Source organism: Microvirga tunisiensis, assembly GCF_009296175.1.
GTDB lineage: Bacteria > Pseudomonadota > Alphaproteobacteria > Rhizobiales > Beijerinckiaceae > Microvirga > Microvirga tunisiensis.
Map to the genome: position 1 here is coordinate 1 of NZ_VOSK01000160.1, position 15,032 is coordinate 15,032.

Annotated in this window: 13 protein-coding genes, 1 pseudogene and 1 other annotated feature; of the genes and pseudogenes, 6 read left to right on the forward strand and 8 right to left on the reverse strand. The window is 59.8% G+C overall.

Annotation, left to right across the window (positions count from 1 at the left end; genetic code table 11):
- Window positions 1-125 precede the first annotated feature (125 nt).
- The 3 genes from FS320_RS26660 to ku form a co-directional block, all read right to left on the reverse strand.
- Complete coding sequence (locus tag FS320_RS26660; RefSeq protein ID WP_152715056.1) at window positions 126-968, reverse strand: GAF domain-containing protein; 843 nt, start codon at window positions 966-968, stop codon at window positions 126-128.
- A gap of 198 nt (window positions 969-1,166) precedes the next feature.
- A complete protein-coding gene (gene ligD, locus FS320_RS26665) occupies window positions 1,167-3,746 on the reverse strand; it encodes a DNA ligase D (RefSeq protein ID WP_152715058.1) in 2,580 nt (859 codons plus the stop codon).
- Window positions 3,747-3,780: 34 nt separating this feature from the next.
- A complete protein-coding gene (ku, locus tag FS320_RS26670; protein WP_152715060.1) occupies window positions 3,781-4,662 on the reverse strand; it encodes a non-homologous end joining protein Ku in 882 nt (293 codons plus the stop codon).
- A gap of 199 nt (window positions 4,663-4,861) precedes the next feature.
- On the opposite strand from ku, the gene FS320_RS26675 reads away from it, so the two are divergent.
- The 4 genes from FS320_RS26675 (at window position 4,862) to FS320_RS26690 (ending at window position 7,460) form a co-directional block, all read left to right on the forward strand.
- On the forward strand, window positions 4,862-5,050 hold the full coding sequence (locus tag FS320_RS26675) for a DUF3606 domain-containing protein (protein ID WP_152715062.1): 189 nt from the start codon (window positions 4,862-4,864) through the stop codon (window positions 5,048-5,050).
- A 22-nt stretch (window positions 5,051-5,072) separates the two neighbouring features.
- Window positions 5,073-5,816 carry a DUF72 domain-containing protein gene (locus FS320_RS26680; protein WP_152715064.1) on the forward strand — a complete coding sequence of 248 codons (744 nt, stop codon included), beginning with the start codon at window positions 5,073-5,075 and terminating at the stop codon, window positions 5,814-5,816.
- Between the two features lie 134 nt (window positions 5,817-5,950).
- Window positions 5,951-6,376, forward strand: a complete 426-nt coding sequence (locus FS320_RS26685) for a cupin domain-containing protein (RefSeq protein WP_152715066.1) — start codon at window positions 5,951-5,953, stop codon at window positions 6,374-6,376.
- A 649-nt stretch (window positions 6,377-7,025) separates the two neighbouring features.
- Window positions 7,026-7,460 (forward strand): hypothetical protein, encoded by a 435-nt coding sequence (locus FS320_RS26690; RefSeq protein WP_342211960.1) that lies wholly within the window; start codon window positions 7,026-7,028, stop codon window positions 7,458-7,460.
- Between the two features lie 25 nt (window positions 7,461-7,485).
- Here the strand turns inward: FS320_RS26690 and FS320_RS26695 are convergent, their stop codons facing one another.
- The 3 genes from FS320_RS26695 to FS320_RS26710 form a co-directional block, all read right to left on the reverse strand.
- A complete protein-coding gene (locus FS320_RS26695) occupies window positions 7,486-8,004 on the reverse strand; it encodes a hypothetical protein (protein WP_152715070.1) in 519 nt (172 codons plus the stop codon).
- A gap of 413 nt (window positions 8,005-8,417) precedes the next feature.
- Complete coding sequence (locus FS320_RS48340; RefSeq protein WP_152715072.1) at window positions 8,418-11,063, reverse strand: EAL domain-containing protein; 2,646 nt, start codon at window positions 11,061-11,063, stop codon at window positions 8,418-8,420.
- A gap of 215 nt (window positions 11,064-11,278) precedes the next feature.
- Entirely contained in the window at window positions 11,279-11,491 is a 213-nt protein-coding gene (locus FS320_RS26710) for a helix-turn-helix domain-containing protein (RefSeq protein ID WP_244627402.1), read from the reverse strand.
- A 591-nt stretch (window positions 11,492-12,082) separates the two neighbouring features.
- Here FS320_RS26710 and FS320_RS26715 point away from each other — a divergent pair.
- A complete protein-coding gene (locus FS320_RS26715; protein ID WP_162003256.1) occupies window positions 12,083-14,158 on the forward strand; it encodes a UvrD-helicase domain-containing protein in 2,076 nt (691 codons plus the stop codon).
- Window positions 14,159-14,179: 21 nt separating this feature from the next.
- Here FS320_RS26715 and FS320_RS49855 read toward each other — a convergent pair whose 3' ends face one another.
- On the reverse strand, window positions 14,180-14,272 hold the full coding sequence (locus FS320_RS49855) for a helix-turn-helix domain-containing protein (protein WP_152715074.1): 93 nt from the start codon (window positions 14,270-14,272) through the stop codon (window positions 14,180-14,182).
- Window positions 14,242-14,679 carry a hypothetical protein gene (locus FS320_RS46170; RefSeq protein WP_210252220.1) on the reverse strand — a complete coding sequence of 146 codons (438 nt, stop codon included), beginning with the start codon at window positions 14,677-14,679 and terminating at the stop codon, window positions 14,242-14,244. Before FS320_RS46170 ends, FS320_RS49855 begins: the two co-directional genes overlap by 31 nt.
- Here FS320_RS46170 and FS320_RS26730 point away from each other — a divergent pair.
- Window positions 14,672-15,032, forward strand: a pseudogene (locus tag FS320_RS26730) (transposase); the annotation flags it as partial. The gene FS320_RS46170 and the pseudogene FS320_RS26730 sit on opposite strands and share 8 nt — an antisense overlap.
- Window positions 14,953-15,032 (forward strand) — a sequence feature (AL1L pseudoknot). This feature is flagged as partial in the annotation. Its footprint overlaps the pseudogene before it by 80 nt.

Here is a 15,032-nt window from a genome sequence, read left to right on the forward strand (position 1 = left end):
CTTCTTCCTGAAAATCAAGCACTTCAGACGCATCGCCACGCGCTACGAACAGACCCCACGGGCGTTTATGTCAATCCTTTGCCTCGTCAGCGCGTTCATCTGGACCAAATGAATGTCAACGCGCTCTAGAACGGGTAGTCCGTATCTTCAGGAATTCGGACAGCCCCTAGAGGAGACTTCCGGGCCACCCCAACGGTACCATCAGGCTCGCGGGTAAACTGAACGCCGTGCTGCCCGAAGGCTCGCACAACAGCGTCCACACTGGTCCGCCGGACCGACAGCTCTCCGGAAATCTCCATCCGTTTCACCGATGCAGGGGAGATCTCAGCGGCCTCAGCCAATTCTCGGATCGACCAATTCAGCAGCCCACGCGCCGCACGAATCTGAGCGCTTGTTGGCAGAATCCATGTTTCAAAGTCGAGAGATTGATCCGTCGTCCCAGACGTATGGAATTGGGTCTCAACGTGACCCGAGACGTCCAGATGGTGCAACCAGATCTCGTCGACCACTAAGCGGCCGAGACCACGGAGCAACGTCGTCTGATACTGGCTGAACTCGCGAGGTCTTACGTCGGAAATGCAGAAGGCGCCCAGCCGGATGCCCGGGCGGATCGTTAGTGGAGCGCCGGCGTAGAACCTGATGAACGGAGGTCCCACGACATGGGGGTTGTTGCCGAATGTTGAGTCTGCCCATGCATCCGGCACTACGAAGACCTCATCGTGCAAGATCGTGTAGTTGCAGAAGGCGTGATCCCGAGGAATTTCAGTTGCCGGACTTCCACCGAACCTCGCCTTGAAGAAGTATCGATGAGTGTCAGCAAGCGTCACATGAACCATGGGGACGTCGAACAACCGCTGTGCAATCCGACAAATCCGGTCGATGGCTGGTGACGAAGGCGTATCAAGGATCTCAAGCTTCTGAAGAGCGGTCAGGCGCTCGGCTTCGTTCGGCGATAGCGGAAAGTGCATTCGTTCTCGGTGTCCCTCGCTTGGCAGGAGAAAAGGAGACCATCAGGTCCGGGAGCATCGTCGCCTGCCACATCGAACGGCGTTTTGAAACCCTGCGACACTAGGATTTCACCGCACATTCCTGCGGCAACTCGTCCTACAAAGGTGCCTTCTACAAGCATCCTAGACAAGTTCGTCTGGCGGGCGACATAGCGCAAACTACCGCCGTCGTTTCGTTTTCGGAACCACCTGGTCAATGTTTCCGAATTCGCTCCAAGGGTCATTCTGAAGATGAGGCAAGCGCCCCGCCAAATTGCTGATCCGATACTGATTGCCGCTGCGGATCGTCGACAGTTCCTCCCACGCGACGGGTGTTGACACCGGAGCGCCGGCCCGGGCTCGGGTGGAATATGCCGCCACCGCTGTCGCCCCCCGCCCGTTCCGCAGGTAATCGATGAAGATCCTGCCTGTTCTAGCCCGCTTCGCCATGGTGTCCGTGTACAGAGAGGGGCTCGCCTTCGTCATAGCTGCTGCGACACCAGCCGCAAATGCTTTGGCCTCATCCCAGGATGCCTTTGGGTGGAGTGGCACGACAACATGCAGACCTTTGCCGCCGGATGTTTTGACGAAGCTCACAAGATCGAGGTCCTGGAGGCAATCACGCACGTCGTTCGCGCCCTGAACGACTGCATCCCAACCGACGCCCTCGCCCGGGTCTAGGTCGAAGACAAGCCGATCGGGCTTCTCCGGGTTCTTCAGCGTGGAGCCCCACGGGTGGATCTCGAGGACACCGGCTTGCACCAGAGCGAGAAGGCCGGACAGATCCTGGATCGCAACGGCCTCGTCCTCTCCGACACGCACCCGCTGGATGAGATCCTCATCAAGGCCCGCCCAGGCATGCTTCTGGAAAAAACATTCCTTCTGCGATCCGCCTGGGCATCGCAGGAGTGAAAGCGGCCGGTTCACGATGTGAGGCAGGATCCAATCGGCGATTTCCGTATAGAACTCAGCGAGCCCGAGCTTGGTGATCCCCTCGTCCTCCCACAGAACGCGGTCAGGGTGAGTGAGATAGGCATCCTCAGGGATCGTGGCCATGGGGCTTGCAACTTGAGAGGCGTGCCCGACTGTCTCCCGCACGACCTCCCGGGCATCCTTGTCCTCGCGCAGCCCTTGGAACGAGCCCTGCCGGAGCATGCCGTCATGCGTCCACCCGCGGAACTCGAGCTCGGCGACCAGTTCCGGCCTGACCCACTTCACTCCACGAGTGGCAGCAGAAGGCAGCTTGCTGGCAAAGGGTGACGCCTTGATCTCCATTGAGGAGAGAGCTTTGTACAGAGAGCCCGCGACCTCCGCGGTAAAGCCGGTGCCAACACGGCCGACTGGGATGAGCTTGCCGGCGTCATAGACACCCAAGACCAGGGAGCCCACAGCCTTCTTGATCGCGCTCGACGGCAGGTAGCCGGCGATCACCAGTTCCTGGCGCTGCGTGCATTTCGACTTGACCCAGTCGTCACCGCGCCCTGACCGGTAGGGCTGATCGGCGCGTTTGGAGATGATCCCCTCCAGACCCATCCGGCAGGCGTGCCTCACGAGCGTTGCGCCATCCTCCTCGAGATGGTCGCTGAAGCGAATGACGCCACCCTGGGGCAGGTCATCGAACAGGAGCCGCAAGGCCGCCTTGCGGTCCGCCAGTGTGGCCTTCCTGAGGTCCTCGCCGTCGAGATAGAGCAGATCGAAGACGTAGTAGACGAAGCGCTCGCCTTTCCCGCCCTTGAGCTCCTGCTGGAGTGCCGAGAAGCTTGAGACCCCTGCCTCATCCTCCACGACGATTTCGCCGTCGAACAACGCCGATGGAATTTTCAATTCTTTGAGGACATTTGCGATTGGTTTGAACTTCGCTGTCCAGTCGAGGCCCTTCCGTGTCAGAAGTTTGACCTCGCCGCCATCGATGCGGGCTTGCATGCGATAGCCATCGAGCTTGATCTCATGAAGCCAGTTCCCACCCTTTGGGGCACTCTCAACCAATTGTGCCAATGCCGGTTCAACAAAGGCCGGCAGAATGCCCTTCTTTGCACCGTTGACCTTCGAGGGTCGACGTGATTTCCCAGACTTGGATCTGGCCACCTTTTCCCGTGCAGCATGATCGACCCGGATGTCGCCTTGAGCGGCCAGCTCCTCAATGGTCCGGCCTGATTTGAGCGATGTCGTCTCCTCCTCGAGGATATCGGGATCGTCAGACGTTCGGGCGGCCTCATCATCGGACTTGAGCAGCAGCCACTGCTCATTCCTCTCGCCGGGCTTGCCGCGTGTCCGCACGAGGTGCCACTTGCCCTTAAGCCGCTCGCCCTCAAGAGTGAACGTCAAGCGGCCACGGGCATAATCGGCATGCGGGTCGCCCTCCGGAATCCAGCGGCCCTGATCCCAGACGATCATGGTCCCGCCGCCATATTGGCCGGCCGGAATGACGCCCTCGAAATCAATGTACTTCAGGGGATGGTCCTCGGTATGCACCGAGAGGCGCTTTTCGCCCGGGACCAGGCTCGGGCCCCGCGTCACCGCCCAACTTTTTAGGACACCATCGAGCTCCAGCCGCAGGTCGTAGTGCAGGCGGCGAGCATCATGCTTCTGCACCACGAAGCGGTTGCCCTGAGACTTGGCTCTCTTCGCTTTGGGTTCGCTCGTGATGGAGAAGTCGCGTTTCGCCTGGTAGGTGGCGAGAGTACCCGGGCCTGCTTTCGCGGCGGATCGACTCCGCGACGGAGTCCTCCTGGCTTTCAGACGGGATGATGCCGCGACCATGACACTCTCCTACGCAACACAACTCATCGGGGACTTAGCCAGCCTTGCGCGCCTTTGTCTTGGGCGCAGGTTTTTTCGCTGCCTTTGACTTCGCCGCGGTTTTCTTCGGGGGAGCAGTCTTCTTGCCTGCGGACCCCGCCTTCTCGGCCGAGACACTGCGTTTGAGCGCGTCCATCAGATTGACGACGTTCGAGGGCTTCTCAGACGGCTCCTCCTTCAGAGGCTTGCCGGCCTGCTTCGACTTCAGCAACTCAGCGACGGCTTCCTCATAACGATCATCGAATTGTTTTGGATCGAAGTGGGCCGCCTTGCTCTCGATGATATGGGCGGCGAGATCCTTCATTTCCTTGGGGTACTTCACCTCGCTGATCTCGTCGAAGACCTTGTCCTCGTCACGAACCTCGTCGGCGGCATGAAGAGTCGTGCCGACAAGTCCTTCGTCGAGGGGCTCCAGCAGGATCATGCGTTCACGGCGTGCCAGCACAATGCGGGCAATGCCAGCCATGCCTTTGTCTCGGATCGCATCACGAATGACGCAGAACGCCTCGTTGGACACCTTATCGGTCGGGGCGATGTAGTAGGCGGTGTCGAGGAAGCGCTCGTCCACCTCCTCGCGCGGCACAAAGCTCTCGATGTCGATGGTGTGTGTGCTTTCCAGCTTCAGGGCGTCGAGTTCTTCGTCCTCGACCTGGATGTAGCTGCCCTTCCCGACCGCGAACCCTTTGACCTGGTCTTCACTCTCAACGACTTTCTCGGTCTCGCTGTCGATGAACTGGCGCTTCACGCGGTTGCCGGTCTTGCGATTGAGGGTGTTGAACCGGATTTTCCCGCCCGACGATGTGGAGGGGTATAGGCCGACCGCGCAGGACACGAGAGAGAGCTTGATGTGACCTTTCCAGACCGTCCGTTCAGCCATGGGTAGAGCTCCCAGCGATACGCTACTGTGTGATGGCCCTGGCAACCTTGACCGGCACCCTCACGAGTCAGCAACGTCGCCCTGAAATGACTCGTTCCGAGTTCTCCACAGCCATCTCCGACGCGGTTAACGCCCTCCTGAAACCACCCTCCATTGTGGCGCATTTTGGAGTCGTGGTTTTTGTGTAAGGAGTAACGGAATGTCTGATGACAAAACCAATCGCGGTGGCGCTGATCGGGGCCGGGTCGCCGGCGGAGAAGGGTACGAAGTCGGCTACTTTGCCAGAAAGCACGGCATCAGTGTTTCGCAGGCCGAAGAGTTGATCAAAGAACACGGGAACAGCCGCGAGAAGCTCGATGCAGCGGCTGGAAAGCTCAAGCGGGGCTAACCCCTGGCAGCGTGGGACCCTGATGCTGGGTATGAGTGAGCGCCGCATCTTTGTTGGGACCGCCGCCTGGGCGATCCCAAAGCAGTACGATGACGCCTTCCCGAGCGAGGGCAGCCACCTCGTGCGCTATGCGAGCCGGTTTGACGGAGTCGAAATTAACTCCTCGTTTTATCGCCCGCATCGCTTGTCGACCTATCAGCGGTGGGCCGGTGATGTCCCGGATCACTTCCGCTTTGCCGTGAAGATGCCGAAGACGATCACCCACGAAGCCCGTCTACGCGATGGCGACGAGCCGTTGCAGCGTTTTCTAGGGGAGATTGCAGGCCTGGGCCCAAAGCTCGGACCGGTCCTTATCCAGCTTCCTCCAAGCCTGAAGTTCGACCCTGCCGACGTGCGATCATTCGTTGAGAGGCTTCGAGCCTCCTTCTCCGGAGATCTCGTCTGTGAGCCGCGGCACGCCTCATGGTTCACGGCCGATGTCGACGCCTTCCTCATGGAGCATCGGATCGCGCGGGTGGCGGCCGATCCCGAGCCTCATCCGAGTGCCGGTACTCCGGGCGGCTGGACCGGGCTGGTTTACTACCGCCTGCATGGATCGCCGAAAATGTACTACTCGGCTTACTCGCAAGAGATCATCGCGGAAACCGCCAAGACCCTCGGGGACCAGGTGAAGGCCGGCCGAGCAGCATGGTGCATCTTCGACAATACGGCTGCTTTCGCTGCGACCGGCGATGCCCTTAGCACATTGAAGCTTCTTCAGCCCTAGAGCGTCGGGCCCTATATCGGACGCCTCGGCCTTTAGGCTGGTCTAATCCATGGTTCCTTCGGTATTATTGGAGGTGGATCATGGATCGCTCCTGATCGCAGGATTTGGATACGGTTCTCACGATGGAGATCCAAATGCCAAAGCTTCTTGAACCAAGCGCAAATTGGTCAGTTGCACTTCAAGACGAATTCGCAAAGAACCAATTCAACCCCTGCGTGGGAACGCGCCTCTTGTCACAGGACAGCCGGGTGCGGGTGTGGGAAGTCCGGCTGAAGCCGTCAGAGCGCCTCCCGTTCCATCGCCATGTTCTCGACTACGTTTGGGTTGCCACAACACCCGGAAAAGCTCGTTCACACCAACAGGACGGTTCGGTGGTGGAGGTCGCCTATATGGCGGGCCAGACGAGCCACCTCACCTATGGACCAGGAGAGTTCAAGGTCCACGATCTGGAAAATATTGGAGACAATGAATTCGTCTTTACGACGGTAGAGTTCCTCAACAGCGCAAACCCGCCTCTCCCTTTGACAGCCGAAACTGCGCTTGAGCCTCAACGAACCTGATCAACGTTCCGGATGTCTGCTGCCTATCGTACGGCGAAATGGCAACGGGCTTGGGACAGTTTAACCGTCCGATGCTCTAGGCGCCGGACGATCGTTGGTTCGCCACAGATGACCTTCAGCGTGATCCTGGCTCTCGCGTCATCACAGCCTAAACACGGCGTCTGCCAAAATGGAAAAGCCCAGGCTCCGGGGGCAACGGGCGGAATGCCTTCGCATCTCCTGCCGCGCCAGCTACGGGCCTGGGCTGATTAGGTACCAGACGGGCGCTTGCATCGTCAGGCAAGCGCAGGAACGAACCGGGCCGGAGTACATCCGTCCTGGCACAGTCTCATCGACGCTGGCGGTGACGCCCGCCGCTGTCGAAGTCCACAACACTGTCCGCTGGGGTAAGCCTGATATAAGGATTGATATAAAATTCGCAAGCGGTTTAGGATGAACATTGTGTCGCAGCCATACCAGATTTGAGGGGCGGAACGCATCCCATCGGCGTGTCGAAGTCCCTTCACCGAGCACCAAGGACCAGAAGGGGAACCTTGACCGTGAGGCGACGTTTCCATCGGAGACCTCAGGAGCTCACATGCCGGTGCTTGGTTTAAACAAAGTTGCACACGCGGGCCTTGCCGCACTGGTGCTCGGTGGATCAACTCTCGTGAGCCCAGCGGCTGCCGTCGCCGCGGATCTGCCCCCGTATTTCGAGGATCAAGAGGCGGTTCTGGAGCGTCTACCAGTCCGGAGCCGGCTCGCGGTCGAGGAGAGTTATATCGCGCCACCGGTCGAGCACAGGGTTATTGACCGCCGCGTGATCGAGCGCCGCTTTGTTGGCGGCTATGAAGGGCCCGCTCTGGTGCCGCAGCAGCCTCTGCCGATTGTGCCTCTGGAGGATAGCGAAGGCTTTGAGGGGCCTGCCTTGGTTCCTCCCCGGAATGTCCCGATCGTCTCTGTGCAGCCGGTCCTGCCTCCGCCCGTCTACCAGGAGAGAGTTGTAGGCATTCCTGCTCCAATCGAGGAATGCCGCGTTTTTTCAACGAAGCGGATCGACGCCTATGGCGATGTCACAGTGCGCAGAACAAGGATCTGCGACTAACCCCTGATCACCGCAACCATAATACTTATCGCCTCCCCGGCTCCTGCAGCGAGATGCCCGCAGGCACCTTCAACTCGCCATCGTCCTGATCCAGGTCGATGAACCGACCGTTCTTGGGGATGACCAACCCGTCCCCGATCTTTGGCAGCTTGGACAGGGCGACGCAGGTGATAGCGGAGTGCTCTCCCGACGAGGTCTCAGTGCCGGTGAGCCGCGCATTTGCCTGCCCTGGACCTGAAAGGCTCCCTTCAATCCGGATGCTCTGATCCGGGAACGTCCATGTGAAACGCTGGCCAGTCTGCTCCCATTTGCCCGGCCATTCGCCCGGTTTCATTCGGGAGGCATCGAAGATGTAGGGGCTGACCTCACCATTCTCCAACTCGCCTCCCCCGACGCCGCGACCAGGGTAGAAGGTGATCACGAACCGGGATCGATCAGAGGCGCGGGTGCATTCCCAGAGGGAGCCAGCAAGGCTCAGGCCGTCAGCGATCGCTGTTGGGGACGCCAGAACAATCCCGATCGCGGCGAGCAGGAAGCTTCTCATGGGCTGTCTCCGATCAAGGACGGAGCAGCACCGTAGGCGGAGTTCCTTACCGAAACTTATCAGCCGGCGGGATTGGAGCGATCGGTGTTGCCACCGCTGCTTTCAAGAAAACATACCAGGGCAAAGACGCTGATTACTGCTGCCAGTTCCGCACCGGACAGGAGCCAGGAGGGAGCACTCGCCCGCAGTGGCCCGATGGCCAACAGCGAGAGGAGGAAAGTAACCAATGTGCTCCACATCAACATGCAAAATCGTCCCTTCGAACGGTGTGAAGCCTTAACAGGTTGAATATGAACAGCCAATGATGGGTTCGTGCCATGACTCAGGAAAGCTTAGACCACCCAGCACGGGGGCAATCCTTACAAGACCCAATCGATCTTCACCTTTGATCAATAGGTAGTGGATCGCTCGCGTTAGGCCTCGGCCCGGATTTCGTGATCTGCCATGATCTCGTCGAAGGGCTCAGGCCTGTGGATCAAGTAGCCCTGGGCGAAAGTGATCCCCATGGACGAGATCAGTTCGAAGGTCGCCTGATCCTCGACGAACTCAGCCACCGTCTGCGCGCCGAGTTCTTGCGCAATCTGATGAATGGATTTGACGATGTAGCGGTCCACCGCGTTCCTCGTCATGTTGTGAACGAAGCTTCCATCGATTTTGACGATATCGACCGGGAATTGGCGCAGGTAGTTGAACGAACTCAGGCCCGCGCCGAAATCGTCCAGCGCAATCTGGCACCCCATTTCCCGCAGCCTACCGACTGTTGTGGCTGCCACAGCCATATTGCTGACCAAGGCCGTTTCGGTGATCTCGAAGACCAGGATTTCTGGGGCAACACCGGTATCCTCAAGAACCTCGAGTACGTGAGCTACGAACGAAGCATCGCCGATCGAGGCTGCCGACAGGTTGAGATGGATCGGGGTGTGCCGATCAAGGCCCCCTGCCCGTCCAATCATGGTCAGTGCTTCTTGGACGACCCAGCGGTCGATGGCTCCAATGAGATCATACCGTTCCGCTGCTGGAATAAACACAGACGGCGGGATGATCGTCCCGTCCCTGTCGACCATCCGCACCAGGATCTCACACCGCTGCTGGGTCGGATCCGCGCACGCGACAATCCTTTGAGCAAACAGCCGCAGCCGACCCTCTTCTATGGCCAGTTTGATCCCGGCAGCGACAGCGATCTCGCGATGGCGATCAACCGCTTCGCTCTGCTCGGGGCGGTATAGGCTGACCCGGTTCCGTCCTGCCATTTTGGCCGTCAGGCAGGCGACATCCGCCTGAGCGAGGACATCGCTTGGGGAACGGATGCTCGGCGTGATCTCGGTCACCCCGATGCTGGCCCCGACACTATAGCTGCGATCCTCCCATGGGAACTGGATCGCACCGGCCGCAGTATTGAGCTCCTCAAGGATCACTGTCGCATCATCAAGGGAACATCCGTGCAGGATGATGCCAAACTCATCCCCGCCGAGCCGGCCGATGACATCGCCTTCGCGGAGGAAATTTGGCAAGGCTCCTGCCACGCCTCGCAACAAGGCGTCGCCGGCGATATGACCGGCGGAATCGTTGATCATTTTCAGCCGGTCGAGGTCGACAAAGGCCAGGGCATGCTTGATGCCCGTGTGACGGCTTTCCATGAGGGCTTCTTCAAGCTTCTGCTCGAAGGCTGAGCGGTTCAGGAGACCGGTCAGTTCGTCATGGGTCGCGTTGTATCTCAGCCGCTCCTCGGCTTCACGCCGGGCGGTAATGTCCTGGAATTGCACAATCATGTAGGCGGGCTTGCCCGCCCCGTCGCGCAGGAGAGAGGCAGACCGGAGGACCCAGACCTCCGTGCCATCCTTACGCACAAAGCGTCGTTCGCTCTCGGTGAAGTCGATCTCGCCTCTCAAGAGGGCGCCATCGTCTGGGGGAGCGTCATCCGGATGAATCAGGTCGGCCGCGGTCTTCGACAACATCTCCCCTTCGGAAAACCCGAACAGCCGGCAGAAGGCCGGATTGACCTTGAACACCGTCCCGTCGAGGCGCAGGAGCGCCGTTCCGATCCCGGCCCCCTTCATGGCTCCGCGGAAGAGCGCTTCGTTGTGCAAGGCCTCCTGATGCGCGGCTCGCCTCCGCCGGAATTCCCGCCGCAGGCTGAGGGCCAGCGCAATCATGGCCCCAGTCAACACCAGCACAATACCCCCAATTGTTAGGGCTCTACGCCACCAAGCGGCGTAGACGTCCTGCAGTGAGCGTCCGACGCTGATTGTCATCGGGAAGTCGCCGACCTGAGTGAACGTGTAGAGCCGCGGGACGCCATCGACTGGCGAGGAGCTGGCCTCGTACGATCCTGAACGTTGCTTCGGATAGTAGAGATAAATCTCCGCCTTGCTGACATCCGTGCCGAGACGCTTCTCGTTGAAGGGCTCCCGCACGAGCAGCTCCCTGTCCGCTCGCATGACCGACATGGAGCCATTCGGTCCAAGGTCCATCCTGCCAAACAGATCGGTGAAGTAGTCCAGACCCAGACCTACGTAGGCAATCCCAGCGAACCGGCCGTCCGGATGGGAGAGCCGCCGACTGAACACCAGGCCCCATCCAAGGCCAACCGGGCTCTTGATGGGAAGGGAAACGTAGAGCCCCATGTCAGGACGATCGCGGTGGACAGTAAAATACTGTTGCTTTGCGACGTTGATGATATTCGGGTCCGTGAACCGGGAGTGGTAGCTTAGCCTCCCGCTCTCATCGACCACCGCAAGAGCTGCAAAATATTGCGCCGTGGCAACCTGATCGAAGAGCAATTGCCGCTGAAGATCAGATCCCAGTTGCTTGAAGCCCGGCTGATTGATCCGCTCAATAAGCTTCTGGATTGTCAGATCGATGATCTCGATGTTGCGCGAGATGTCCCGGCTCACGGATGCAACAAGATTGCTCGATGCTGCCTTGGCCTGGTCGAAGGCGTTTTGCCGTTCATCGTAAACGAGGGCCGCACAAAACAGGTTGAAGACCGCGGCCAGAATCAAAACGTTCGAGACGGGATGACGAGCGAGCAGGTGCTTAGACCAGGGAATGGAGGTCACGAGGCTATTTCTTGGAGAGGGGCATTGGGCCGGACTTCAACGACACTTGTGTATGACAGGCCGCGTGCTGGCCCTGTTGAAATAAGCCAGAGAAGCCTTAGGAAATCCATTCGACAAAGGAAACTGGGTAAATGATTGCGCGAGGATCTTACGCGGTGAGAGCCTTGGCGAATGTCCTTGCTGTCTAGCCCACCCCAGCTCAAGTTGAGCCGCCCTTATACAATGCCCCAGGCGCAATAGCGGGTTCGGCCGGTCAATTCCCGCGGGAGTGCGCCACCCAATTGCCCCAGCATCAGATCGATGGCTTTCGGGGTGACCTTCAGAAGTTTTGCGCCGAGCGGCACCGTCACCAGGGGGCGGGACAGGAACAGATCAACCAACTCGAGCAGCTTCGAATTGGAGCGGGTCTTTGCCGTAGCCCTCACCATCAACTCGCGAGCCAGGATCAGCCTCTCCAGATCCTTATTGGGACCAGCGCAAGATCTGTTCCTGATTATACGTTGAGCCAGAACGGAACAGAAACCTTCCCGACGTAGGGTGCGGACTAACCCTGAATGTGAAGCCAGATGATCCCTGCATCAATCTGGTACCTTCGTGAAACTGTTACCTTTACCGCTTTGTTAAACCTATCTGGGCGGCGCCACTTTCTCACGAGCGCCACTTTGACGAGCGGCATCCTTCTCTTTCCGTTGTTCTGCCTTGGATTGAGGGTTCAGACAGCTGGATGCAGGGCATAAGCAGCCGCCGCTGAGACCTCTCAGTTGATCCAGAAGCCAACGTTCTTGCTACGTACTACGTTACCGTATCATTGGGAACTCGTCTTGCGCTGACCCCTCCGGCCTTAGGAATGATGGCGCAGACGGTAGTCTGCGGTTCGTTACCAAATCCGTCTGTCGTCCCGAGGATCAGACCTCTCCCAGCAGGATATGGATGGCGAGCAGCCAATCGCCACTTGCGAACAAAACCAGAAACTAGGATCAATCGTCCGAGAAGAAACAGGGGACGATTCGTCAGTGTCCATTTCGGTCGGTTATCTCGACAAACTTAACCCGGAACAGCGCCGGGCGGTAGAACACGGTGTCACTGACGGGAGGGATCCAACATCGACGCGCCCGCTCTTGGTGATCGCAGGTGCGGGATCGGGCAAGACCAACACCCTGGCCCACCGCGTGGCTCATCTGATCGTCAACGGAGCCGATCCACGTCGCATCCTTCTTCTGACCTTCTCCCGCCGGGCCGCCGCCGAGATGGCGCGCCGGGTCGAGCGGATCGCTGGACAGGTTCTGGGCCAGAGTGCCAGCGTGATGACCGATGCGCTGACCTGGGCCGGCACGTTCCATGGCATCGGCGCCAGGCTGCTGCGCGACTACGCGCCGGAGATCGGTCTCGATCCCGCCTTCTCGATTCATGACCGCGAGGACTCGGCCGACCTGATGAACCTCATCCGGCACGAACTCGGCTTCTCCTCGACGCAGAGCCGCTTTCCGGCCAAGGGAACCTGTCTGGCGATCTACTCCCGCTGCGTGAACGCCGAGATGGGCATTGAGGAGGTATTGCGAATCTCCTATCCATGGTGCGCAGGATGGACCGCCGAGTTGCGTCAGTTGTTCGCTGCCTATGTCGAGGCCAAACAGCGCCAGAATGTTCTCGATTACGACGACCTTCTGCTCTACTGGGCCCAGATGGTGGCCGAGCCCGCCATTGCAGCCGAACTCGGCGGCCGCTTCGACCATGTCCTAGTCGACGAGTACCAGGACACCAACCGGCTGCAGTCCTCGATCCTGCTCGCCCTCAAACCCGGGGGCAAGGGGCTGACGGTGGTTGGAGATGACGCCCAATCGATTTATTCTTTCCGGGCGGCGACAGTCCGCAACATCCTGGATTTTCCAGCGCAGTTCAGCCCACCGGCTGAGATCGTCACCCTCGACCGCAACTACCGCTCATCACAGCCGATCCTCGCGGCTGCCAATGCGGTGATCGAACTCGCCTCCGAGCGCTTTACCAAGAACCTCTGGACCGACCGAACTTCCGCTGACCGGCCACGACTGGTGGCCGTTCGCGACGAGGCCGATCAGGCCCGTTACGTGGTCGAACAGGTGCTGGCGAACCGCGAGAGCGGCATGAGCCTCAAGCAGCAGGCGGTCCTGTTTCGCACCTCCCATCACAGCGGACCATTAGAGGTGGAGTTGACTCGGCGCAACATTCCCTTCGTGAAGTTCGGCGGCCTCAAGTTCCTTGATGCCTCCCATGTCAAGGACCTGCTTGCCCTGCTGCGTTTCGTCCAGAACCCACGCGATCGGGTTGCGGGCTTCCGGCTGATGCAGCTTCTGCCCGGCGTCGGGCCGACCTCGGCTCAGCGGGTACTGGATCGTATGTCAGAGGCGGCCGATCCGATTGGGGCGCTGCTAGAAGCCCCTGCCCCGCCGCGCGCCGGAGACGAGTGGCAAGCGTTCGTTGACGCGATCGCACAGCTTCGGACGGGTTCAGCAGGTTGGCCTGCAGAGCTTGAACGGGTCAGAACGTGGTATGAGCCGCATCTTGATCGCATCTATGAGGATGCCACGACACGTAAAGCCGACCTCATCCAGTTGGAGCAGATCGCCGCCGGATATCCTTCCCGGGAGAAGTTCCTGACGGAACTCACCCTCGACCCGCCCGACGCCACGAGTGATCAGGCTGGAGTTCCGCTGCTTGATGAGGACTACCTGATCCTGTCAACAATCCACTCGGCCAAGGGGCAGGAGTGGAAGTCAACATTCGTCCTGAATGTCGTCGATGGCTGCATTCCGTCAGACCTCGGCACAGGAACCACAGCGGAGATTGAGGAGGAACGTCGCCTTCTTTACGTCGCCATGACGCGGGCTAAAGACAGTCTCCATCTCATCGTTCCGCAACGTTTCTTCACGCACCAGCAGTCCGCCACGGGCGATCGCCATGTTTATGCCGCCCGCACCCGTTTCATTCCGAGCGCGTACCTGAAACACTTTGAGAGAAGATCGTGGCCGCCGACCGCATCGGAGCAGAGGACGGGATCATCGTTCAACAAAGAGGTCCGCATTGACATTGGTGCCAAGATGCGGGGCATGTGGCGTTAGATAAAGCTATGCCGTCGGCTGTTAGACAATGCCCCATGCGCGGTAGCGGGTCCGGCCGGTGAGTTCTCTCGGCAGAGCTCCACCTAGTGGGTCATTTGCCGTGAGGTTTGGCATTCTGCTGGCTCCTTTGGCTTGGGCTGATGGAGCGGTTGGCGGATGCAGGCTCCGGAGCCACCGAGCCGATGGATCGCGTCATGCGAGAAGCGCCGTCGCCGCTGCCGGCGTTTGCCATTCCAGACAAACGGTGTCGGCTGCGCATTCCAGCAGCGCGCCGTCTGTTCAAACCAGCGGCCGATCTCCGTAGGGCTGTGCGGATGCTGCCCGGCCAGCGCGCGCCGCTTGAGCACACGCTGGATCGACTCGGCCATGTTGAGCCAGCTGCCGCCCACGGGCGTGTACAACGGCATCACGCCATGCGCACACAACCACAGCACCAGCTCGGGTGTCTTGTGGCCGGTGAGATTGAACCGCGCCGGGATTCCCGGAGGCTCCAACTCCTGACAGGATGGAGCTATGACCAAGAGAACACCCCCCTATTCACCAGAGGTCCGCGAGCGGGCGGTCCGAATGGTTTTCGATCACCGGAACGAGTACACCTCGCAGTACGAGGCGATCCTGTCGATTGCGGCCAAGATCGGCTGCTCGCGCGAGACGCTGCGCCATTGGGTGCGCCAAGCCGAGCGCGACCAGGGCCTCCGGGCCGGGCCGACGAGCACAGAGCAGGAGCGGATCAAGGCCCTTGAGCGGGAGGTGCGGGAGCTGCGCCAGGCCAACGAGATCCTGCGCAAGGCCAGCGCGTATTTTGCCCAGGCGGAGCTCGACCGCCGCTTCAAGCCATGAAGGCGTTCATCGACGAGCATCGTGAGGTCTACGG

Excerpts from the sequence above, each read along its gene's own strand:
- FS320_RS26685 (WP_152715066.1), top strand. The coding sequence starts at position 5,951 with ATGCCAAAGCTTCTTGAACCAAGCGCAAATTGGTCAGTTGCACTTCAA.
- FS320_RS26710 (WP_244627402.1), bottom strand. The coding sequence starts at position 11,491 with ATGGTGAGGGCTACGGCAAAGACCCGCTCCAATTCGAAGCTGCTCGAG.
- ligD (WP_152715058.1), bottom strand. The coding sequence starts at position 3,746 with ATGGTCGCGGCATCATCCCGTCTGAAAGCCAGGAGGACTCCGTCGCGG.
- FS320_RS26695 (WP_152715070.1), bottom strand. The coding sequence starts at position 8,004 with ATGAGAAGCTTCCTGCTCGCCGCGATCGGGATTGTTCTGGCGTCCCCA.
- FS320_RS26660 (WP_152715056.1), bottom strand. The coding sequence starts at position 968 with ATGCACTTTCCGCTATCGCCGAACGAAGCCGAGCGCCTGACCGCTCTT.
- ku (WP_152715060.1), bottom strand. The coding sequence starts at position 4,662 with ATGGCTGAACGGACGGTCTGGAAAGGTCACATCAAGCTCTCTCTCGTG.
- FS320_RS26675 (WP_152715062.1), top strand. The coding sequence starts at position 4,862 with ATGTCTGATGACAAAACCAATCGCGGTGGCGCTGATCGGGGCCGGGTC.
- FS320_RS26680 (WP_152715064.1), top strand. The coding sequence starts at position 5,073 with ATGCTGGGTATGAGTGAGCGCCGCATCTTTGTTGGGACCGCCGCCTGG.
- FS320_RS49855 (WP_152715074.1), bottom strand. The coding sequence starts at position 14,272 with ATGCCAAACCTCACGGCAAATGACCCACTAGGTGGAGCTCTGCCGAGA.